This is a genomic window from Spirochaetota bacterium (assembly GCA_034190085.1).
Classification (GTDB): domain Bacteria; phylum Spirochaetota; class UBA4802; order UBA4802; family JAFGDQ01; genus JAXHTS01.
Genome location: JAXHTS010000071.1, coordinates 156,193 through 178,424, shown reverse-complemented (window position 1 = coordinate 178,424; position 22,232 = coordinate 156,193). Strand labels below are relative to the sequence as shown.

General features: G+C 36.7%; 20 protein-coding genes. 9 read left to right on the top strand and 11 right to left on the bottom strand.

What is annotated here, in order from left to right; genetic code table 11:
• Positions 1-207: 207 nt before the first annotated feature.
• On the top strand, positions 208-459 hold the full coding sequence (locus SVZ03_14565) for a helix-turn-helix domain-containing protein (protein ID MDY6935435.1): 252 nt from the start codon (positions 208-210) through the stop codon (positions 457-459).
• 164 nt (positions 460-623) lie between these two features.
• On the opposite strand, the gene SVZ03_14560 is transcribed toward SVZ03_14565, so the two are convergent.
• On the bottom strand, positions 624-1,499 hold the full coding sequence (locus SVZ03_14560) for a hypothetical protein (protein MDY6935434.1): 876 nt from the start codon (positions 1,497-1,499) through the stop codon (positions 624-626).
• A 564-nt stretch (positions 1,500-2,063) separates the two neighbouring features.
• Here SVZ03_14560 and SVZ03_14555 point away from each other — a divergent pair.
• Entirely contained in the window at positions 2,064-3,116 is a 1,053-nt protein-coding gene (locus tag SVZ03_14555) for a nitronate monooxygenase (GenBank protein ID MDY6935433.1), read from the top strand.
• A gap of 148 nt (positions 3,117-3,264) precedes the next feature.
• On the opposite strand, the gene SVZ03_14550 is transcribed toward SVZ03_14555, so the two are convergent.
• Positions 3,265-4,194 carry a hypothetical protein gene (locus tag SVZ03_14550; GenBank protein MDY6935432.1) on the bottom strand — a complete coding sequence of 310 codons (930 nt, stop codon included), beginning with the start codon at positions 4,192-4,194 and terminating at the stop codon, positions 3,265-3,267.
• A 428-nt stretch (positions 4,195-4,622) separates the two neighbouring features.
• Here SVZ03_14550 and SVZ03_14545 point away from each other — a divergent pair, with 428 nt between their 5' ends.
• The 6 genes from SVZ03_14545 to SVZ03_14520 all read left to right on the top strand — a co-directional run bounded on the left by SVZ03_14545 (position 4,623) and on the right by SVZ03_14520 (position 10,238).
• Positions 4,623-5,945, top strand: a complete 1,323-nt coding sequence (locus SVZ03_14545) for a chorismate synthase (protein MDY6935431.1) — start codon at positions 4,623-4,625, stop codon at positions 5,943-5,945.
• 70 nt (positions 5,946-6,015) lie between these two features.
• Positions 6,016-6,765, top strand: coding sequence for a 5'/3'-nucleotidase SurE (gene surE / locus SVZ03_14540; GenBank protein ID MDY6935430.1), 750 nt, complete (start codon positions 6,016-6,018; stop codon positions 6,763-6,765).
• Positions 6,766-7,172: 407 nt separating this feature from the next.
• Entirely contained in the window at positions 7,173-7,421 is a 249-nt protein-coding gene (locus SVZ03_14535) for a hypothetical protein (protein ID MDY6935429.1), read from the top strand.
• Positions 7,422-7,593: 172 nt separating this feature from the next.
• On the top strand, positions 7,594-8,469 hold the full coding sequence (locus tag SVZ03_14530) for a helical backbone metal receptor (GenBank protein MDY6935428.1): 876 nt from the start codon (positions 7,594-7,596) through the stop codon (positions 8,467-8,469).
• Positions 8,459-9,451: an iron ABC transporter permease gene (locus SVZ03_14525; GenBank protein ID MDY6935427.1), complete on the top strand. Its 993-nt coding sequence runs from the start codon at positions 8,459-8,461 to the stop codon at positions 9,449-9,451. The genes SVZ03_14530 and SVZ03_14525 overlap by 11 nt, the downstream gene beginning before the upstream one ends.
• Complete coding sequence (locus SVZ03_14520) at positions 9,438-10,238, top strand: ABC transporter ATP-binding protein (GenBank protein ID MDY6935426.1); 801 nt, start codon at positions 9,438-9,440, stop codon at positions 10,236-10,238. Before SVZ03_14525 ends, SVZ03_14520 begins: the two co-directional genes overlap by 14 nt.
• A 101-nt stretch (positions 10,239-10,339) precedes the next feature.
• Here SVZ03_14520 and SVZ03_14515 read toward each other — a convergent pair whose 3' ends face one another.
• From SVZ03_14515 to SVZ03_14480, 8 genes are all read right to left on the bottom strand, one after another.
• Positions 10,340-10,939, bottom strand: coding sequence for an RnfABCDGE type electron transport complex subunit A (locus SVZ03_14515; protein MDY6935425.1), 600 nt, complete (start codon positions 10,937-10,939; stop codon positions 10,340-10,342).
• A 4-nt stretch (positions 10,940-10,943) separates the two neighbouring features.
• Positions 10,944-11,549, bottom strand: a complete 606-nt coding sequence (gene rsxE / locus SVZ03_14510) for an electron transport complex subunit RsxE (GenBank protein MDY6935424.1) — start codon at positions 11,547-11,549, stop codon at positions 10,944-10,946.
• 10 nt (positions 11,550-11,559) lie between these two features.
• Positions 11,560-12,234, bottom strand: a complete 675-nt coding sequence (locus SVZ03_14505) for an FMN-binding protein (protein ID MDY6935423.1) — start codon at positions 12,232-12,234, stop codon at positions 11,560-11,562.
• Positions 12,235-12,280: 46 nt separating this feature from the next.
• Positions 12,281-13,363 (bottom strand): RnfABCDGE type electron transport complex subunit D, encoded by a 1,083-nt coding sequence (locus SVZ03_14500; protein MDY6935422.1) that lies wholly within the window; start codon positions 13,361-13,363, stop codon positions 12,281-12,283.
• 36 nt (positions 13,364-13,399) lie between these two features.
• Positions 13,400-14,728, bottom strand: a complete 1,329-nt coding sequence (rsxC, locus tag SVZ03_14495) for an electron transport complex subunit RsxC (protein MDY6935421.1) — start codon at positions 14,726-14,728, stop codon at positions 13,400-13,402.
• A gap of 13 nt (positions 14,729-14,741) precedes the next feature.
• Positions 14,742-15,023 (bottom strand): hypothetical protein, encoded by a 282-nt coding sequence (locus tag SVZ03_14490; GenBank protein ID MDY6935420.1) that lies wholly within the window; start codon positions 15,021-15,023, stop codon positions 14,742-14,744.
• A gap of 295 nt (positions 15,024-15,318) precedes the next feature.
• Positions 15,319-16,239, bottom strand: a complete 921-nt coding sequence (locus SVZ03_14485; protein ID MDY6935419.1) for a FlgO family outer membrane protein — start codon at positions 16,237-16,239, stop codon at positions 15,319-15,321.
• A 393-nt stretch (positions 16,240-16,632) separates the two neighbouring features.
• Complete coding sequence (locus SVZ03_14480) at positions 16,633-17,388, bottom strand: ankyrin repeat domain-containing protein (protein ID MDY6935418.1); 756 nt, start codon at positions 17,386-17,388, stop codon at positions 16,633-16,635.
• A gap of 1,037 nt (positions 17,389-18,425) precedes the next feature.
• Here SVZ03_14480 and SVZ03_14475 point away from each other — a divergent pair.
• Positions 18,426-20,483 (top strand): NAD(+) synthase, encoded by a 2,058-nt coding sequence (locus tag SVZ03_14475; protein ID MDY6935417.1) that lies wholly within the window; start codon positions 18,426-18,428, stop codon positions 20,481-20,483.
• A gap of 29 nt (positions 20,484-20,512) precedes the next feature.
• On the opposite strand, the gene SVZ03_14470 is transcribed toward SVZ03_14475, so the two are convergent.
• Positions 20,513-22,042 carry a sigma 54-interacting transcriptional regulator gene (locus tag SVZ03_14470; GenBank protein MDY6935416.1) on the bottom strand — a complete coding sequence of 510 codons (1,530 nt, stop codon included), beginning with the start codon at positions 22,040-22,042 and terminating at the stop codon, positions 20,513-20,515.
• Positions 22,043-22,232 lie beyond the last annotated feature (190 nt).

The window sequence follows — 22,232 nt, the reverse complement described above, 5'->3', positions numbered from 1 at the left end:
AAGCTTAATAAAGCAAAATTACAAAGAATAGAAAAGAATAAAGGATTATTTAGATTATTAAGAGAGGAAATACCCGCTTAATTTTTAGTGAAAAAATTTTCGTTTTCATTGAAGCGATACACAAAGTCATATACTCAACAAATAGTCAGGATAATATTAGAATATATAGGTGAATCAAATCCTTCAATAAAAACAGCAGCCAATCAAATGGGCATAAGTGTGAGAAACCTTCAGTTGAAGTTAAAATTAGAAGGCACAACTTATACTCAACTATTAAATGAGATTAGAACAGATTTGGCAAAAGTACATCTGAATGATCAACAAATAGCCATAAGCGAAATTTCTTATCAACTTGGTTTTTCCGAACCGAGTGTATTTCATAAATTTTTAAAAAACAGACTGGTGACACTCCTTACAATTACAGAAAAAAATAAGCTATGGATATTTTTAGTACCTTAACCATAATATCTTTGCTTTTTTTAGTAGAACTTCATAAAAATTAGACATCTTTATTCTGTGATCTGCTGGCCATTGATAGCCAGATGCATCAATGCCAGGGATGTAATAGCGCTGCATACCTAATCTTACTCCCTTTCAGTGCGCAAAATGCAGCTTAATACATATCAATCCCTAATAACGAAATATTTTCTGTAAATATTGAATATTCTATTGAAATAGTTCACATTCTCGTCATTGCCAACTAGTCTATAATAATAACTCAGAAATTCTGAGGTCCTGATTATAAATACATTCAGATCTTTTCCCTTAATATTCTTAGTAATTTCACTATTCCCTTTTTTGGTCATTTCGAGAGCTAATTTTAGATGTTTTCTAAGATTATTGATATCATTTTTAAACTCAGTATGTTCTCTATTGCTACATTCCCGTAACTTCCCCTCATCAATTTTCCCAGAAATAAGAAGATATTTTTTAAGTGTTTTCATGGAGTTGCTAATTGAGGCCTTTTGAGTTGCTTCTTTGAAAAGAAAATGGAGATTTTCAAAAGCATCAAGTTTTTGACGATCTGTTTCAGGTATTTCATCATATAGTCTTTGATATAGGTTAAATGCTATTCTTTCTACCTTCTGACAGTCGATGTCAGAGTCTATTAAAATTTTAAGTCTTCGATAGTTGTTTGGGCTTCTATTTAAAATTTTCATATAAAATTCTATACCCTTACGGGCCTCTAGATATATTGGCAAGGTATTTGAAGAAAAATCACTTTTTGTATAGTATTTCATCCCCTCAATGATCATAGAGGATTCTGCTGTTAAGAGTAAGGCATCCATATCTGGTTCAAAATCGCAGAGTGAACGCATTTTTTTTTGAGTAATAGGTTCGTGGTCTTTGGTATTAATATTCATTTGTGATATAATGTGGTCATCTTTATCATCATCATCATCAAAATGATTTTCTTCAAATAAACTCTGTATGTCAGGATCTTCATTATCATCAAAAACAAAATCTAAATCAAGGTTACTATTTTTGGTTTCTGACATATTTTCCCCTCATTTTGGAATTATGAGATTATTCTATAAAAAAAAGTAAGATTTTAGTAAAGTTTTTGATGTTAATTCTAAAAAAATATTTTTCTCCAATACTGTAGTGCGGATTGGGACATGGATTTTGTCTAATAAAAATGTAATTAAGTTAAAAAAAAGCATAATAATTGTTAATTACGTTATAGTAAGAGATGCGTTGTGTCAATATTTATTATATAAAAATGTCATCAAGAATGTTAGTTTTTATAAAGTGGCGGGAAATCAAATCCAGCAGCTAGGATTATGACACTTTCTATGCTATTTGTTGAGAATTATTTGTTCTCAGAAGTTTACTGGATTTATCTTTTGTTAATCTTAAGCGATAGAGTCTTTCTATAATTACAGGATAATGAAAAGTTGAAAATGTATATTAGGGATTATTCAAATATTTTATTATGTGAGAGGTTTATTTCATTGACTATTGAAGAAGTAAAAATATATTTCAAAATCATTGAAGATTAAATAGTATTTATAGGTATATAGTGTAGATAATCTTGAAAGATGTAGGGGGGGTAGGGATAAATGAAAACAGAAGTAACCGAACTTTTGGGAATTGAACACCCCATATTGTTAGCAGCTATGGCGTGGGTAACGAATGCGGAGATGGTTGCAGCGATTTCCAATGCCGGAGCGTTGGGTACACTTGGACCAAATGCCGGCGCTAAGACTGTAACGATTGATGTTAATGAGACGGGTGAACGATTAAGAGAACAGATAAAGAGAGTGAGATCTCTAACAGACCTCCCCTTTGCCGTAAATTTTGTAGTCGGTGTAGCGGGATTGGATAAGGTCTACAGCGATCGTTGTGTGGAGGTGGGCATAGAGGAACGTATACCGATAGCGATTATATCTCAGGGTAATCCAAACGTATATACTGAGCGTCTTAAGGATGCTGGAATAAAGGTTGTGCATGTTTGTGCTACAGTAAGGCATGCGCAAAAAGCGCAGGAAGCTGGGGTAGACGCTATTGTGGCTTCTGGAACTGATGGGGGCGGGCATAGCGGTTTTGATCAAAACACAACATTCTGCTTGGTCCCTCAGGTAGTGCAGGCAGTGAATATTCCAGTGATAGCTGGTGGGGGAGTCGCAAATGGACGTCAGCTTTTGGCTGCTCTTGCTCTTGGCGCTGAGGGTGTATATGTAGGAACCCGTTTTATCGCTACAGCGGAATGTCCCGCTCACGAGGGTTATAAAAAGACAATAATAGATAGCAAGGATGGGGATACTATAGCTATCCGTCATGGTGAGGCAGCTAAACCTGGATCAGGGAATAGAGGATTTGCTGCTGAGCGTAGGGGGTCGCTTCGGATACTTCTTAATGATAAGATAAGTGATATTATGAGTCAGTACAAGGGTAGGATCGATTACGATTTATTGATGACTTCTTTTGCTTCCCAATCAATAAAAGAAGAGAGTTCTGTCGCTGCTTCAATGATAGATAGTGATTCCGGGATAGATTTTTTTGCTGCTGGACAAGGGGTAGGCCTAATTAATAATGTTCTTACCTGTCAGGAAGTAATTCAGAAATTTATACAAGAAGCAGAACTGGCAAAGAGGAAACTAATCCCATCTTAACTCGAAAGCTTCACAGCAGTTCTTCTATATAAAAGATTAATGAATGTAATGTCATCTTTTGCATAGAAATGTTGAGTTGTAGGATGTGTAATCGTTTATCTTCATGAATATTATTAATATTGAAATCCGAATATAGTTTTTTGAATTCTTAAAGATCGAGAAGCTGTTTTGTTAAACCTAAAATATTTTGTAGGCTAACATTTTCATCGTACCATTGCATAGCATTCCTCGCTACCCAGTCAAGATACTCATGATCATCTTTAACCTCATTGTATCGTTGCTCAATCTTGTCAGCGAATTCTATTGGGGTGGCTTTATTGATATCTATATCGATATTGATATAATGATGATCAGGAATGAGTCTGTTATGAAATTCTATTTGCACTTTGGGACGCAGGACACAGGTGCCATTAGCGAATCCCTCTATATCTCGATGACAAATATCAGCCATCCCTGGCAATGACAGCATGATTCGATGCTGTGAACATTCTTTAAGGTATTCTTCAAATTCTATACGTTCATAATCGGGATTTAATATTCCTCTCTTTATTAATTCCTCAACGATTATAACTCTGGGTCCCCATGAAAATCCTCTGAAGTAGAGGGAGTCAGTGGTTCGCTTAATTTTTCTAGAAGCGATAAGTAGTTCTTCATTTGTTGGCCAGAAACGATCGAAGTATGTCCAGGGTTTGATTTTATCATAGATAGGCTCATTGAGGCTTTTCTTATGATATTGGCATTTTAATACTTTCTTACACCTTGGATCATGTACCATGAGTTCAATATTATCTGGTCTAATCCAATCATGACAATCTAGTACATAGAAGTGTTTCGTAATGTTATTCTGAATAACAGCGGTTGAGTCGCGAATTATTACATCCCTTGTAACTGATCCATCTAATCTGACTTCTAATGTCTCCTTTTCAATGATTTTTACCTTTTGGCCTTTTTTGCATAGATAATCAGCAAATTCCTTAAAGAAGCGCTGACGCCAATCAAAGATATCATCACCTAAAACAGTATGACAAATATCATTTATATAAATGGTATAGCTATTATTTAAATTTTCTTTCTGCATCAATTTGAACTCCATAATTCAATTACCCATATCTAAGTTGTAATAGTCCAAAATGTGACATTTGAACTTTTTATTGATTTGATGAAATAAAACTGAGATAGATCCCAAAATTTAGGGATTAAACATTTTTGATGTGACCTATGGCCAAAAGAAGATAGCATGTCAAGGAAAAAAAGGAGAATATTTCGAATTCAAATTATTTCGTTATGCAGTCTATAATAAAGCATTCTAAGAGTATAAAAATGATTTTTAAATCCTCAATCGTCCCTTCCATACTGAAATTTCTTAGTTTGTGAATCAATGAAAACGACTTGACAGAAAGTTAGGTAATATTAGAATTAATAACTTCTTACCTACTATAGTAGTATATAGAATATATAGGCTAAAAGTAGCTAAAGAAAAAATTCCACCAGATAAACTAGGAGAAAATGATGTTAGGTTGTAGTTATGGTAAGTTATTTCAGGTTACAACAGCGGGCGCCTCATATCAGGAGGGTCTCACAACACATATTCAAGGGGTACCAACAGGCCTGTATGTTGAAGAACGTGAGATCTATTCAGAACTACTCCAGCGTAAACCAGGGCAGGGAGAACTATCATCTCCACGTCGTGAACCAGATATACCAATTATTTATAGTGGAGTTAATGCTGCAGATACAATGACAGGCGTTCAAAACGAGGGATATACCAATGGAACACCCCTTGTGATACTAATTCCAAATCTTGATCGTCATTTTGAGCATATTGAGCAATATCGTACTACAAATCGCACTCCGCGACCAGGTCACGCCTCTTATGCCTCCTATGTAAAGTATGGGAAGTGGGATGATGCCATAGGAGCCGGCTTCTTTAGTGGTCGGTATACTGCTACAATTGTCACAGCAGGAGCAATTGCGAAGCGAGTGCTTCAGAATAGGGGGATTGACATTTTTGCCTATGTTAAGGAGGCTGCAGGCATAAAGATGCCAGATATGGATTATAATAAGATCAAAGAAAAGGTTGCTGAGTTTAAAACCTATAGGCGTAATGCTGACCCCATATATAATATGGTCTTCAAGGAAGAACGCATTGCCCCTGGTATGAGATTTTTGGAAAAGATGTCTGCATTAGCTGAGGTTGAGAAGGAGATTCCAGAGATCAAGCGACCTCCATTAAGCTCAAAGGAGATTTATGCCCTTGCTGATCGGGGAATACACCCGGTGCTGAACTGCCCAGACCTAAAGGCAGCAAAGGCAATGTATGATAGAATTATAGAAATTCGAGATGATGGTGACTCAAGTGGAGGAATTGTCGAAGTAGTGGCAACAGGAGTACCTGCAGGAATTGGAGAACCAATATTTAATAAATTAGATGGAGAGCTTGGACGTATGTTAAGCATTGGGGCTGTAAAGGCTGTGGAAGTTGGCGCTGGTATAAATGCAAAGGATCTAAGGGGCAGCACCTGTAATGATCAGATGTCCATTAAGGATGACAAGGTTGTCTTCAGTGGCAATAACAGTGGAGGAGTTACTGGAGGGATCTCTACTGGTCAGGATATTGTTGCGCGTTTAGCAGTTAAACCTACACCTACTATAGCGCGCGATCAGAAGACAATTGATAAGGTCAGCCTTACTGATGCCAAGTTATCAGCCGTTACTCGTCGTGATCCAACCATCGTTTCTAGAGTTTGGCCTGTGGCTGAGGCTTTTATGGCTATAGTTCTTCTCGATCAGTATATGTCACATATTGCTTATCAGGAGATGTGCAAGTAGACCTAAATAATTTAAGATAATCTATTGTCACTAAGTATAAATCTGTCATATTCAGATAATATTTAAATTAATGAATATATTATTAACAAATGATGATGGGATGTATGCCGATGGGATTAACTCATTATTTAGGGTTCTATCAAATAATCACAATGTATACATGATTGCGCCTAATGAAGAGAAAAGTGGTTCATCCAGCGCTATAACGTTGAGAGATCGCCTGAAAGTTGAGAATATATCAGATAAACAATATATTGTGCATGGATTTCCTGTTGATTGTGTGAGTGTGGGGCTTAATGGTAAATTCTTACCTGAGATCGATCTAGTTATTTCTGGAATAAATCATGGAGCTAATCTAGGCGATGATGTCTATTTTTCCGGAACTGTAGCAGCAGCTAGAGCATCGTTTATATTCGGGGTTTCAGGTATATCAATATCGATAGACTGCACAGGTAATTCTGCTTACTTTAGCGATGCAGCAGAATTCCTTCTAGACTTTATTGACAATCTTAATAATATTGTTGATGGAAAGCCTATTTGCCTAAATATCAACTATCCAGATATAGCCCCAGAACTGATAAATGGGATCAAATACACATTCCTGGGAAAGAGAAAATATATTGATCTATTTAAAATTGTAAATAAGAGTGATTGTCATATGAGTCTCCAATTAGAAGGAACCATTTCATCTCATGAAAATATTGGATCTGATATTACTGAGGTTAAAAGGGGTTATATCTCAATTACCCCAATGACATTAGATTGTACGGATTATACATATTTACAGAAGCTAATCACTAACCCAAAAGTTAGTGATTAGTTAACTCATTATCAACCCTCCTGAAATTTTTATTAACAAATCCCTTATTCCATTTATATCTGAATAAAACGTTGCTAATAGTGATCAGCAAAACTTAATAACTTTCAAGATGCTTCATAAGCTTTCATTCATGGGGATGAAAAAAATCATTTCATGTCGACCCCCCCTATATACATGAATGACATATTCTATAATTGGTATGATAATTGGTAAGTTATGATACACCGTTTCATCTATATTCCTCGTTGATATTATACCACAGGTTGCGACGAGGATAGAGTGACTTAGGTTTAAATTAATTGAGGACTCACATTTTTTTAGGAAAAGAATAGAAATATTTGATATTTTTTTTGCATAAATGACGAAAATAACAATAGAGACCCAATCCAAGGAAGGAGGTGCTTGAAATGGAAGTCGGTTTAATTAATGCATCCACTTTTCACCAACCCAATGTTGTAAAGGATATCATGGACGAGTCCATTACAAATAGTGTTGAGTTGCCAATCACTACCAGCAATAAGATCCAAATCGATTATGAAAAGGTTATCATGGATTCAGATGATGTGAAAAATTTTCTTTTCATGTTGGTAGGCGGTGAGATAGTAAAGAAGGAATCCGAAAATATTAAAGGATCAAATATAAATTCATTTGCATAATCTATATTCCCATAAACTTTCCATTTATATCTCAACAATAGAACAATATACTCTATTGTTGACTATCCTCACTCACTTTTCAATAAAGTGACACCTTAAGATATATCAACAACTACTCAAAATTATTGTGAAAAACAATTGATTAATTATCCCTCACACTCACTCTATGGATATGAAAATTCTCAAGAGAATTAATCTAATCATTCTTTCTACACTAATTATGTTCTTCATCCTCTTCCTGTCCCGTGAAGAACAACAAGGGGGTTGTGAGATATCAGATACAATAACCAGAATAGTCTCCCTGTCACCTTCAATTACCAGGGATATCATTGATCTTGAGTCAGAGCATATGCTCGTGGGTGTTACGTCATATCATCCCCCTCTATCCCGAAATGTAGAGATTGTTGGCACCCTAATTCAATCAAACATTGAAAAAATAATAGTCCTAAATCCAGATATAGTGCTGCTCTCAAAGGAGGATAATTCTGTACAGAACACCGAAAGGCTTGCTGCAATAGGTATGAAAATCTATACCTTCAATAGAAACACCCATTTAAATGATGTCTTTAATAACTATATGGAACTGGCAAGGATAATTAAAAGAGAAGAGCTAGCCAAGGTTAAAATTGAAAAATACAGATCAAGGTTAGTGGAATGCAGAAGAAAATCTAGGGATATCAGTGTGGCAATTCTAGTTTCACATGATCCATTAATGGCCGCCTCAAATTTGTCATATATAGGGAGGATGGTTCAGGATGCTGGTGGGACAAATATATTCAAGGAACTACGGATTCCTTATCCCCTTATATCCATAGAGTATTTAATCAGGCTAAATCCAGAAATAATTGTATCAACAATGAGCGCCGCTGATGAATATCTTAACCACATACTGAATGATTTTCAAGACTTGAATCCTATTAAATATAACAACATTTATTCAATTGATCCTGAGATTATATGCTATTATACACCCAAAAATTATGTAGAATCTACTTCGATCCTATCGAAGATAATAGAAAGAGCGAGTTCAAAGAGAAATGAAAAATAGCCTTAAGCTCACCCTGCTGCTACTCTTAGGAATATTTATTATAATAATTTCTATTTCCCTGGGGTCAACCTTCATCTCGCCATTAAAATTGATTAGTACATTGGTATCTGATAATAATAATAAATTGATCGAATATCAGATAATATTAAATATCAGACTCCCCCGAATTTTAATGGCCCTTATAATTGGAGCTTCACTCTCTGTGAGCGGGGCGATATTCCAGGCTATCCTAAAAAATCCGCTATCAGATCCACTAATAATAGGCGTTTCTGGCGGAGCGGCTTTAGGTGCCACAATCGCAATTGTCCTTTCAATGCCATATTTTTATATTACACTCTTTGCATTAATAGGAAGCATTGCGATTATATCTTTTCTATACTTCATATCTACTAAAAGATTATTGGGAAGCACATCGCTAATTCTATCTGGAATTGCTCTCAGTTTTATTCTGCAAGCAGGAATACTTCTAATATTTACCTTAGCCAAATCAGAAGATGTCCATAAGGCGATGTTCTGGTTAATGGGTGATATGTCATTAGCGAGATTCAGTGAACTCTGGAAGATGGGGATTTTCTCATGCATTTTAATATTACTCTCTATGACCTTCTATAAACAGCTAAACATTATATCCTTTGGGGAAAGGTTTGCAAAAAATCTGGGAATAAATGAGCGTGATATTAGGAATATATTCCTGATTGCCTCTCTACTCACAGCAATCTCTGTTACCCTGGCAGGGGTAATAGGATTCATCGGACTCATCATCCCACATGTAATGCGATACATTTTCGGATCAAATCACCTTAGGCTAGTTCCTGTATCAGCCATTGGAGGGGCTCTATTCTTAATGATCTCAGACACTATAGGAAGGAGCATAGTGCCGCCCTATGAAATACCTGTAGGGATCATAACAGGTTTTATTGGCGGTGCATTCTTTCTCCTATTACTATTTAGAAAAGGATTATCCCGCAATGACCCTTTTTAAAGCCAGAAATCTCTGTGCAGGATATGGAGATAAGATTGTTATAGATAATATTGATTTAACTATTGATAAGGGAGATTTTATTTCTATCATAGGGCCGAATGGAGCTGGAAAGAGTACACTACTAAAGGTACTCTCATATAACATCAGACCCATAAGGGGCACGGTTCGGTATAAGGATATACTATTACAAAAATATGACAGATTATCATACGCTAGAGAGATTTCGGTAGTTCATCAATTTATTGAAAACCTCCTCCCATTCTCGGTTTATGAATTTATCAGGATGGGAAGATTCCCACATCAGAGGCTATGGCAGATCGAGACGAAAGAGGATAAGGAGATTATAGAAAAGGCTCTTGAAGTCACTGGCATATCCGATTTTAGGCATAGAACTATAACGGAACTCTCTGGTGGAGAGAGACAGCTTGTATTTATAGCTCAGGCCTTGGTTCAGAGCAGCAAGGTTATGCTTCTGGATGAACCGATATCCCACTTGGATATCAGCCATTCCATCAAGATTATGGACATCCTATATCATCTTAGCATAAATGGCACTACAATCATAACAGTTCTTCATGATATAAATATTGCGTCAAACTATTGTAAGCGGATAATTGCACTTAAGAATGGGAACACATTTTTCGATGGTGCGCCTCAGGATGTAGTAACTTTCAAGCTGATTGAGGAGTTATTCAACACGCCATGCATAGTTATTGAAAATCCCATTACAAAAAAACCCTTTACCTTCCCACTACCTGGGTATGTTAAAGGTAATTATTCTCATTGAGAGGAGTTTGCGCAGTGATGAATGGTTTTGTGGGTTACTCAGAAAAGTATAGTCTATTTGCAGGATTCTCAGTGATGGGTAGCATATCCGATAAATGATTATTATATCTTCATGCCTGAAAAGCCGAGGAATGAGATAGCTAGCAGTCCTGCCACCACAAAGGTGATTGGCAATCCCTTCAGGTTCTCTGGGATATCAGCGAGTTCTAATCTCTCCCTAATGCCAGCTAACAATAGAAGTGCAAGGGTAAAACCGATACCAGCCCCAAATCCTTGAAAAATTGTTTTTAGTAAACCCAGATTAGCATCAACAAACCCAGAATCTATATTCAAGACAGCAACACCAAGCACAGCACAGTTTGTGGTTATTAGCGGAAGGAATATACCGAGAGCCTGGTAAAGGGGAGGGGATAGCTTTTCAATAGTCATCTCAACTAGCTGAACTAGGGATGCTATTACAAAGATAAATGAAATAGTCCTCAAATAGGTGATATCATAGGGGAATAGCAGATATTTATATATTAGATAAGTGAAGAATGATGCCATTGTCATAACAAATATTACAGCAAAACCCATTCCCAAGGCGGAATCTAGCTTCTTAGATACTCCTAAAAAGGGGCATAATCCCAACATCTGAGATAAGACATAGTTATTAATAAAAATGGTGCTCAATAATATGACAAAGAGAAGCTTTATCTCCACGATGTTACCTCTTGCTCCTGGATTTAATTGAATTCATCGCCCAGAGCATAAGACCTAATGTAAAAAATGCTCCAGGGGCTAATATCATTATTAAAGCCGGTTCCATTCCCTTTATCAGGGTGTAGCCAAAGAGCTTATTCGCTCCCAGCGTTTCTCTTACAAAGGCAAGAATGAATAAGACAAAACCAAAGCCAATCCCCATTCCAAGCCCATCTAATATAGAACTAAACACATTATTTCTTGATGCAAATTCCTCAGCTCTTCCTAAGATTATACAGTTAACAACAATTAATGGGATAAATATTCCCAGAGACTTATAAACTTCTGGCTGAAAAGCCTTTAGGGTGAGCTCTACAACTATTACAAAGGTGGCAATAATTATTATAAAAATTGGAATTCTAATATGACTTGGCGCAACATTCTTGATTAAGGAAACAAGGATATTTGAGCAGATTAAAACAAACGATGCCGCTAATGTCATCCAGAGGGCATTAGATACAGATGTTGTAACGGCAAGTGTTGGACATAAACCGAGACCAAGCACAAGTATGGGATTTTTTTTCCATAATCCCTTTGTTACCTCTCTCACATAATTCATCATCCCATCCATTTAGTATCTCCTACTTCTCTGCCATGCCAAGCAATTGAAATCCTGTCTCAATTCCATCCCTAACAGCCCTTGTGGTTATTGTGGCTCCTGTAATTGCTGAGATAGCATTCTTTTTAAGAAGCTCATTTCTCAAATCCGGATTCCAATCCCCCTTTTTTAGGATTTCGATCCTATTATTGGCATTAAGTCCATTGAACTGTTCCTGAAACCAAGGCAAAATACTCTCAACATCATCTGTTGATGATTCGCCAAAGAGGTATCCCCAGAATGTCTCCATGGCTGGCAACTCAATACACCTGGCGCCAAGTCCGGGAGTCTCTGTCTGTTGAAGAATTGAAATTCCAAGAATTATACCGAGTTCATTAACTCCAACCATTGTCTTCACTAGTCCGCTATATCCTGCCTTCTCTGCAATAAAAGCATATCCCTTTCTTGTCTTACCATCCTCCCACTTCTTGCCAATCCAATACTGAAAATCCTTCTCATCAATTTTTATCTTCTTTTCTGTAATATTCGAATATCCCGGCAAGACCACTGACAAAGCCCTCTCTTGTTTTTCCTTTGCCTGCTTCAGTATGTTAGGATGGGTGATCCTATATACATGAGATAATACAAAAGAAGCGCTAAAAGCTACTATTGCAAGAACAACAGTTGATTTTAAAATGTTTTTTATATTAGGGTTCATTATTATTATTATCTATTATATCTAAGCATTATATTGTGGTCAATACTCACTCTTTATCATTAACACCAAATACCCTAGGTTTTGTATACTTATCAATCAAGGGCACAACTGCATTCATCAATAGGATGGAGTAAGATACACCCTCAGGGTATCCTCCCCATAGCCGAATAACAGAGGCTATGACGCCACATCCGATCCCAAAGATTATCATGCCCTTTGCTGTTACTGGTGTTGTAACCATATCCGTAGCCATAAAAAAGGCTCCAAGCATTAGTCCCCCAGATAAAAGATGAAATAGGGTAACCTTAAAGGGGTATGGGAAATCTGTTAGGGTATAATATAATAGAATAATTGTGGCAAATGTGCCTATATATATGAGAGGGATATGCCAGGTTATTATCCTTTTGTATAAAAGAAAGGCTCCCCCAATTAAAAGGAATAGTACGGAGGTTTCACCAATACAACCCCCGATGTCTCCAATAAATAGAGACATTAACATTTCCTTAGATAGAAGTAGATCATAAAGGGGCTCAAGGGGCAGGTTCATATCCGATAGGAGTTTGGGCACTTCCTTTAATGCGCCAAGGGGGGTAGCTTGCGTTACCACATCGAAGGCTGTTTCCTCGATCCCTGAAATATTTTTTATGTCACTTGCCAAGACATTTGAGGGTGAAAATTCATACCATCTGGTAGTCATATGAACCGGCCATGATGCAAGCATAAATGCTCTTGCTGCAAGGGCCGGGTTAAATATATTAAAGCCCAATCCTCCAAAGAGTTGCTTGACAATAATAATTGCAAAGAATGATCCGATTACTACCATCCACACTGGCGCTTCCGGTGGAATATTCATAGCTAACAGCATACCTGTTATCACTGCTGATCCATCAGTTACAGTGATGGTACGCTTCATTAAAAACTGAAATAGTACCTCAGCCAAAACTGCCGCTATTATAGATGCTATCATCAATTTAGCTGCAGATATTCCATATAGATGCACAGAGAATAGAACAGAAGGCATAAGCGCTATTACAACAAACCACATCACCTTTCTGAGTGACATCTCATCTTTTGTATGAGGCGCATTTGAAAGGATAAACTCTGTTTTGGGCTCTTTCTCTTCGGTCATTATAGCTTTAACTCACTGTTAATAAATTATATTGGATTAGGCGGATTTTTTGGCGCGCAATTTCTCCTGAGCAACCTTAACAAAATGGAGGATTGGTCTTCTTGATGGGCAGGCATAAGTACAACTGCCACATAATATGCAATCGAAAGGATTCAATTGCTCCATAAGGTCCATCCTGTCCCTCTCAACTGCATTACCTAGTTCACAGGGAAGAAGTTTGACAGGACATACTGATACACATTTCCCACACCTAATACATGGCCTGTAATCTTCAATATGGACTTCCTTCCTTGAAAGAAATAAAATACCCGAAGTCCCCTTTGTGACAGGAATATCTATATTGTCAATGGAAATTCCACACATGGGGCCACCTAAAATTATTTTTACAGCATTCTCTTTCAAGTCACCACATTCGTTGATTATATCTGATATTTTTGTTCCGATCCTGACCTTATAATTGCCGGGTTTGTCTACAATTTTTCCAGTTACTGTAAGATATCTTTCGAAAAGAGGTTTATTAAGCACTACTGCTTCATAAATGGCAAATATTGTCCCGACATTTTGGACTACCACACCAACATCCATCGGTAATCCACCTGAAGGGACTTCCCTCTTGAGGATACTATAAATAAGCTGCTTTTCAGCGCCTTGGGGGTATTTGCACTTTAAGGGCATTATTTCAATCTTTTCATTAAAAGATATCTTTTTCAAGGCCCCTTGAAGAGAAGCGATAGCCTTAGGTTTATTGTTTTCAATGCCAATCGCAGCATTTTCAATTCCGAGAATCCTAAGAGTGATTCTAATCCCTACAATAATCTCCTCAGGAAATGTCTGCATTAAAAGATCATCCACTGTTAGGTATGGTTCGCATTCAGAGCCATTTATAATTAGTGTATCAATGCTTTTGTTTTCCGGTGGAGATAGCTTAACGGTAGTTGGGAATGCCGCCCCTCCCATGCCGACGATGCCAGCGTCTCTGACTCTATTTAAAATTTCCTCTTTCCCCAGTGTTAACCAATCGTTATCATTCGACTTTTTCCAAGATGTAGAGAAGGAGCCATCTACCTCAATAACAATACACAAACCCTTTGATGAATACACAGTAGGATGCTCTGAAATCTCAATAACCTTTCCTGGAACAGAGGCATGGACATTCGCGCTAACAAAACCTTCAGCCTTGCCTACCAGTTGGCCCTCCTGCACAGTATCACCCACTTCCACTACTGGGACTGCGGGTTTGCCGATATGTTGCTGTAGCGGGATATAACAGAGTTGAGGAATGGATAAATTCGTAAATTTTTTGTCTTCTGTGAAATGCTTGTTCTCTGAGGGATGAATTCCACCTCTGAATGTTTTTAAAGCCATTCTGCTTTCCTTTTCAGATCTCCTTTATGGAGTAAACCTCATCCTTAATTGGCAATTCTTTTCTTAAGTTTTTGATATAAGGATAAAGATCGCCAGATTCATAATAGTCTTCACATTCTTCCATAACCCTTCTGGCAACTGTGAAATATTTGTATAGCTTCTCTTCTCCTGACCTCTTCATCCATCTCTTCTTCAAACATTTTACTCTAAGAACATATTTTTCTGGCTCAGATTCATACTGCCTTATGACTATACAGTTTTGACAATTAGCACAGAATATTTTTTCTTTTCCCATCTATTTAATCCTTAATTGATAATGGTTTCTCTAAATATATAAATGAAGATGTGCCTAGATAGGCACATATGAGGTGAATATTATTTTTAATCGTTAAGGTCTGATAGATCCATAAACAATTATAAATTGTCACCATATTGATTATCTTTCATATCTAAAGTCAAGGTTTTTTTTATTGATTATGCATTTTATGTATTTTGTACAGTTTGTCTTGTGGTGCATATTTTGCTTAAGTAAACCTAGGAGTGATGAATTTTATATATAGCATAATGAATAATTGATTGAATAATTCTCTTTATAGATTTAAGGAGTCCAACTGAGTAGGCGCTAATTGATAGGAGCGAAATGGTGATGGCCCTTCTTTTGTTATCAGTTCAACCTTTTTTTTCATAATAATCTCATACCGATCAGGTGCATGATCTTTTATTAATCTCAATCCCTCTCTAAGCTGAGTGATCTTTTTCCTAAGTTGAGGATCCCTATTATGAATGATTTCCTTTCTTCTCATTATCACTCGTGCTAATCTGGGTTTACGTTTTTTAATTATATTCATATCATGTTCCTCAACAACTGAGAGCAAAAAGATTACAGGTCTATCTCTGCTTAATCTTTCCAGTGCAAAAAAGGTTCTATTGATAATCTGTACCTTTCCCGGGGTTTTTTTATTTTGGGCAGGGTTTCGAAGGCCTTCTCGGTGTGAATAGTATGTAGCTGGAATAAAGCGTGTGCCAGTTGCAAGATATATTTCACCTGAAGAGATATCCACTACCTTTATTGAAAGTTCCGTTTGATTATTAATCCTTGTAATAGTACCATTGATCATAACCTCAATTGATAAAACCTTTCCGCTATCCTTAACAGCATTAGGATCAACAATACCAGCTTGTTCTATACCTTGGGCTTGAAGGATTTTATCTATTTCTGACCTTTCGACGAACTGCAGTCCATCCTTTTTAGTTAGTTGTTCCAATAGTTTTTTTGATAATCGTATACCTTCAGTAGTATCCTTATTGTCGAGTGCAGAGAAGTCGAATACTCCAATTCTCTTATTCTTTAATATTTCATATTTACTATAAATATCTGTTGCCAGCCTTTCTATTGCTTCATCTTCGTTAAATCTATCTGAGTTTGATGAGATTACTGCTGATTTTGAGCAATATAGGATTGTGCTCATCATTATTATAGCTGCTGATATGAGGACTATTGATCTATTCATAATACTGCCTTATATGATTATACTTGGTTATCATCTAAACATTATAGATAACCATAATAATCGATTATTTGATAGAAAATCATTCAAAGAATTGCTATAACTGTTTCAAAATGAGGTGAAATGATAAGGATAACCTAAATTCATTCTGTCTATGAAGTTATGTAAGGATTTCCAATGAAGATATATATTCAGGTTTATCTGAGTTTGACAAGTGTTTTAGCAAATTATATCTAATATTTTTAGGGTTAGAAGATAGTCATTTAGGATTTTTAATTGGGCAATTTTAATTCATTACCTTTATATTTATAATGCTTATTATAGGATATAATTCTTAAGCGTTGAAACCGGATAATAATAAACGAATTTAATCCTAATGGTATTCTAAGTTGAAGATTATAACTCCATTCCATGATATATAATCAATTTCTCAATTTCTGTATATCCCCTTTGGGTTGCCATCATCAATGCTGTTTCTCCATATATATCCCTTATATTGGCATCTGCTCCTTTCGTCAGAAGTAATTGAACAATTTTAAAATGACCAACCCTAGATGCTATCATCAATGCTGTCTTGCCATCCTTTTGTATTGCATTTATATCTGCACCTCTATCCAGCAGCAATTCTACTGTAGAATAATGGCCATACTTTGATGCTATCATCAATGCTGTCCTGCTACTAATAGACTTTGAATCAATATCTGCATTGTTTCCCAAAAGCAATTCTATGATATCGCTATGACCTTCACTAGCCGCATACATCAGAGATGTCCACAAGTCTCCCTTGGTTTTTATACTAACATCTGCATTAGTATTTAACAGCAGTCTTGCTATTTCTATGTGACCATAAGCACATGCATGCATCAAGGCAGTACATCCAAATATATTTACATCATCCACATTCGCCCCATTCGCAAGCAGCAATCTTGTTATATCAGTATACCCCTTTTTTGATGCTAAGATCAGTGATGTAGAACCATCCTCTTTATCTTTTGCATTCACATCTAATTTGTAGGACCAAAAAGATGAAAGTAATGATTGCACATTAGATATTTCACCTATTTCAGATGCCTTTCTCAATTTCGTTGATGTAGCGCATCCACAAATTATTAAACCCATTAGTACAATATATAATGATGTTTTGTTATTCATAGCTTAACCCCTTTTTGGATAATGACTAAATCGAAATTAGAATCTCAAACCATGTAATATCCATTATGTAATCATAACTTCATCTCAAGATAATATTGATGGTTAAAAACTCTATTTTAGTACTAAATAGAAATTAATCATTGGTAATAGTATGTGCCATAGGTCTAATCCCCTCAAAGGAGGAGAAAAAAGATGCGATCTCTTAAATTGAATATTCTGGATAAAAATTATAAATCATAATCTATCTAAGAAATCAATAATGGCATAAATTGAAAACCAATGTTGTAATTACTCTTACAAAGGATGAACAATTTACACTTGAGTCATGGAAGGGATCAACAACCACGTTGGCAGGATTTGTCAATCGAGGTATATTATTCTCTAGCTGGCTTCAAGCTTTTCCATCCCACACTGCATAGAGGATTGATATTACTATAATATCATAATTAAAATCGTCCTATAGAATTCATAGTACAAAACTGATGGTTTACTAACAAAAGTATATAATACCAGTATTACAACAGTTTATGAAGTCGACAATATAAGTTAATATTGTCTAGCCCAATTTTATCCCTTTCTTTTGCTATAACTATTAAACATATCCTTAATCATTGTTATATTAGAAAGGGCTTTACTATAATAGCTTGACATAAGTTAATGAATATATCAATCATAAAATAAGCTATCCATGGCTCATTTTGCCGCTAATTGAATATTTTGATAAATTACCTCCATGTAATTTATCGAAATTCTGTTGCGGTAAAATAATAAGGGAAGCAGTAATCTGATATATTTACAGATTAGACGCCATCTATTTAAAAAATAAATACTATGCTTCTATAAGGCAATAGTAAAACACAATAATTTGATAATTGCTATAAAATATTTTCTATAACGGTCAGACGGTTTTGCGTTAGGTGTTATATTCCATTTGTCACAAACAAGTTATTGGAGAAAGCAGCATATTATAGTATAATGAACTATCATTATTGTCATGTTGTATCATTGTAGAAATATAGAATTTAAAGGTAGGAAATATGACTCATCCATTTTATTCAGTCTACTCTCATGGTTTCATTAGGGTTGGGGTATGCATCCCTTCTGTGCGGGTAGCAGACCCTGAGTTTAACCTTAGACATACACTAGCATTGGCACAGCGTGCTTCACAAATGCATTCTGCTATTGCACTTTTCCCTGAGTTGGGTATTTCGGCATACAGCAATGACGATCTCTTTCATCAGGACTCTCTACTCGATGCCACCCTGTATTCATTAGCTTGTCTATTAGATGAGAGCCGTAGTATCTCTTCTATATTGATAGTAGGGGCTCCGCTTAGATTTGAAGACAAGCTCTTCAATTGCGCAATTCTAATCTATAGGGGGGGGGTGCTAGGCATTGTTCCCAAAAGCTATATTCCGAATTACAGGGAGTTCTATGAGAAGCGTTATTTTGCTTCTGCATTTAATGCTGTTAATAGAGAAGTGAGGTTTTTAGACAGGTTGGTACCCTTTGGGAATGATCTGATCTTTGAAGCAACGAATGTCGCAGGATTCAATCTGTATGTTGAAGTTTGCGAGGATATATGGGCACCTGTTCCTCCAAGCACCTATGGAGCGTTGGCTGGGGCTGCTGTGTTGGCAAATCTATCAGCAAGCAACATTACTGTAGGGAAGACGGATTACAGACGTCTTTTATGCGCTTCTCAATCCGCAAAATGTATTTCAGCATACATGTATTCTGCCGCTGGGCCAGGAGAATCTACCACAGATTTAGCTTGGGATGGATATGCCGGAATATATGAAAATAATCTTTTATTAGCCGAGTCTGAGCGTTTTAATGACGTGGATCAAATAATTGTGGCTGATATTGATCTAAATCGTATCACGCAGGAGAGAATGCGAATGACGACCTTTAACGATGCTATTTTATATCATCGTAAGCAACTATTGAAAATGCGACGCATCCCATTTCAATTCCATATCCCCAAAGGAGAGATGTCATTGATACGTGATGTGCATCGCTTCCCATATGTGCCCATTAGTTCCAAAGAACTCGATGAAAGATGTTTTGAGATATATAATATTCAGGTTCACAGCCTGATGAAGAGAATGACTACGGCTGATGTCAAAAGGGTGGTGATAGGCATATCCGGTGGATTAGACTCAACTCAGTCTCTCATTGTGGCTGCCAAGACAATGGACAGATTGGGACTATCACGCGATAATATTCTTGGTTACACCATGCCTGGATTCGCCACCAGCAGAATTACTAATAAAAATGCGCATGGATTGATGGAGGCTCTTGGGATTACAGCAAATGAAGTTGACATTCGGCCTTCTTGTATGCAGATGTTTCGCGATATTGGACACCCTTATGTTAAAGGGGAATCCGTATATGACGTAACGTTCGAGAATGTTCAAGCTGGAGAACGCACATCACATCTCTTTCGATTGGCGAATCTCCATAATGCCATAGTGCTTGGAACAGGAGACCTCAGCGAATTGGCGCTGGGGTGGACTACTTATGGCGTTGGTGACCATATGTCACATTACAATGTCAATGCCTCAGTGCCAAAAACGCTGATACAGCATTTAATTCGATGGATCATAAAGACTAATCAGTTCGATTCAAATACAAATTCTATTCTTCAATCGATTCTCAATACTGAGATTTCGCCTGAACTCATTCCAGATAAAAGCGGCCCTACTGACAGGCCAGTTCAAAGGACTGAGTCAGAGATTGGCCCTTATGAATTACAGGATTTTAACCTCTATTATATATCTCGCTTCGGATTTCGCCCAAGTAAGGTTGCATTTCTATGCTATAACGCTTGGAGTGATAAGAACTCAGGAATTTGGCCCGAATTTATACCCTTAGGGAAACGCAATGAATATGATCTTGCCACAATCAAGAAATGGTTGGAGGTATTCCTCTATAGGTTCTTTAAAATCAGTCAATTTAAAAGATCCGCTTTGCCTAATGGGCCTAAGGTGGGTTCAGGAGGTTCCCTCTCACCCCGCAGCGATTGGCGGGCGCCAAGCGATGCGGAGGCTGTTGCATGGTTGAATGAGTTGCGGGATAAAGTGCCTGATTGATTATTAATTGATACTCATTCCACCTATTCTCAATTTTTATATTTATGATAATCAACACCAAGCTTATTGATCTTATACGCAAGTATTCGTTTAGTGCTTCCCAACATCCTGGCTGCTTGAGCGATATTCCCTTTAGTGACCTTGAGGTGATCGATGATTATTTCCTTTACGAATAGATTAGTCATCTCTTCAAGGGTTCTGGGCTGTTCTGTCCCCCCTTCTGCCATCTGCAGAGATGGGGGAAGATGGTAGTTTCTTATTACCTTTTCATTGCTCACTATCACAGCCCTCTCAATGCAGTTTTCGAGTTCGCGAACGTTACCAGGCCAGTGATAGTTGCTTAACATATCAATAGCATCGCTGCTGATTCTCTTGATCTTCTTGTTGATCTTACTGTTGTATTTTTCAAGAAAATAATCTGCCAACAGGATGATATCAGCCTTTCTCTCTCTCAAGGGAGGCGCAAAAATTGGAAAAACGTTCAAACGATAGTAGAGGTCTGATCTAAATTCGTTTTTTTTAATCTTTTTTTCAAGATCTTGATGTGTTGCTGCAACTATGCGAACATCAAGCGGTAAAGTCTCTGTACTACCTAACCTCTCAATAGTTTTCTCCTGTAAAACCCTAAGAAGGTTTATTTGCAGATGAGAATTCAAATCCCCTATTTCATCCAGGAAGATTGTCCCTCCATCTGCTGACTCAAATTTTCCCTTTTTTTGTGAAAATGCGCCAGTAAAGGCCCCTCGTTCATATCCAAAGAGTTCACTCTCTATAAGATCATGTGGCAGAGCAGCAATATTAACTTTTATTAAAGGTCTATCCTTCCGATTACTGTTATGATGTATTGCTTCAGCAATCAACTCCTTCCCTGTTCCGCTTTCACCCAGTATTAGAACTGTTGAGTCGGTTCCAGCAACCATAACTATTTTTTCGTAAAGCTCCTTCATAACTCTTGAACTACCTATTATGTTTCTTGGGCTCTCAATAGCATATATTTTATTCTTTAATATTTCATTTTCCGCTCTTAACTCTCTTTCCATTTGAAGCATATCTCTTCTGACCTTTACTGCATGTGCTGTAATGACTGCCAATGTGTTAAGAAGCTGAATCTCCTCAAAGAGCGAGTTTTGATCATCTAAATTTATATCAATAGAAATGGTGCCAATCGTTTCTCCAGCAATTTTTATAGGTATGCATATGAAAGATATGTCTTTTTGTACTTCATCTTTACGTGCACCTGTTCTATTGAGGAATCTTGGTTCATCATGGATAGATGGCACTATTAGTGTCTCTCCTGTGGATATCACTGTTCCAATAATCCCTTCACCGACCTTATATCTACCCTTTTTGACCTCATCGTCACTGTAACCATAGGAGACATCGATAAATATTTCATCTGTGCTTAAGTCATGTATATTTATCATGGCTCTCTCTATTGGTATATACCTGGCACAAAGTTCAATTACATTGAAAAGCAAAAGATTCATGTCCTTTGAGGTCATGAATAGCCTTCCAATCTCACAGATTAATTCATTATATCTATTATTTAGTTGTTTCATACCTCAATACAAGTTGCTTGATTCGGACAAATTTTTAATTTATTCTATTGATTTAGCTTAATGTAGATTCGCAATATATGTAAATATGCAGTAATCCCTGCTCAAGGCGAGGATTATTTGCTATTTATAGAAATTATTGCATAATTTAAATAGAATAACAGGAAAAAGTAAAGAATAAATATCTCTGGTA

Coding starts and splice junctions, on each gene's coding strand:
- SVZ03_14560 (MDY6935434.1), bottom strand. CDS start 1,499: ATGTCAGAAACCAAAAATAGTAACCTTGATTTAGATTTTGTTTTTGAT.
- SVZ03_14470 (MDY6935416.1), bottom strand. CDS start 22,042: ATGAAACAACTAAATAATAGATATAATGAATTAATCTGTGAGATTGGA.
- SVZ03_14535 (MDY6935429.1), top strand. CDS start 7,173: ATGGAAGTCGGTTTAATTAATGCATCCACTTTTCACCAACCCAATGTT.
- rsxC (MDY6935421.1), bottom strand. CDS start 14,728: ATGGCTTTAAAAACATTCAGAGGTGGAATTCATCCCTCAGAGAACAAG.
- SVZ03_14545 (MDY6935431.1), top strand. CDS start 4,623: ATGATGTTAGGTTGTAGTTATGGTAAGTTATTTCAGGTTACAACAGCG.
- SVZ03_14520 (MDY6935426.1), top strand. CDS start 9,438: ATGACCCTTTTTAAAGCCAGAAATCTCTGTGCAGGATATGGAGATAAG.
- SVZ03_14475 (MDY6935417.1), top strand. CDS start 18,426: ATGACTCATCCATTTTATTCAGTCTACTCTCATGGTTTCATTAGGGTT.
- SVZ03_14490 (MDY6935420.1), bottom strand. CDS start 15,023: ATGGGAAAAGAAAAAATATTCTGTGCTAATTGTCAAAACTGTATAGTC.
- SVZ03_14555 (MDY6935433.1), top strand. CDS start 2,064: ATGAAAACAGAAGTAACCGAACTTTTGGGAATTGAACACCCCATATTG.
- SVZ03_14480 (MDY6935418.1), bottom strand. CDS start 17,388: ATGAATAACAAAACATCATTATATATTGTACTAATGGGTTTAATAATT.
- SVZ03_14485 (MDY6935419.1), bottom strand. CDS start 16,239: ATGAATAGATCAATAGTCCTCATATCAGCAGCTATAATAATGATGAGC.
- SVZ03_14565 (MDY6935435.1), top strand. CDS start 208: ATGGGCATAAGTGTGAGAAACCTTCAGTTGAAGTTAAAATTAGAAGGC.
- SVZ03_14525 (MDY6935427.1), top strand. CDS start 8,459: ATGAAAAATAGCCTTAAGCTCACCCTGCTGCTACTCTTAGGAATATTT.
- SVZ03_14550 (MDY6935432.1), bottom strand. CDS start 4,194: ATGCAGAAAGAAAATTTAAATAATAGCTATACCATTTATATAAATGAT.
- SVZ03_14500 (MDY6935422.1), bottom strand. CDS start 13,363: ATGACCGAAGAGAAAGAGCCCAAAACAGAGTTTATCCTTTCAAATGCG.
- SVZ03_14505 (MDY6935423.1), bottom strand. CDS start 12,234: ATGAACCCTAATATAAAAAACATTTTAAAATCAACTGTTGTTCTTGCA.
- rsxE (MDY6935424.1), bottom strand. CDS start 11,549: ATGGATGGGATGATGAATTATGTGAGAGAGGTAACAAAGGGATTATGG.
- SVZ03_14530 (MDY6935428.1), top strand. CDS start 7,594: ATGAAAATTCTCAAGAGAATTAATCTAATCATTCTTTCTACACTAATT.
- surE (MDY6935430.1), top strand. CDS start 6,016: ATGAATATATTATTAACAAATGATGATGGGATGTATGCCGATGGGATT.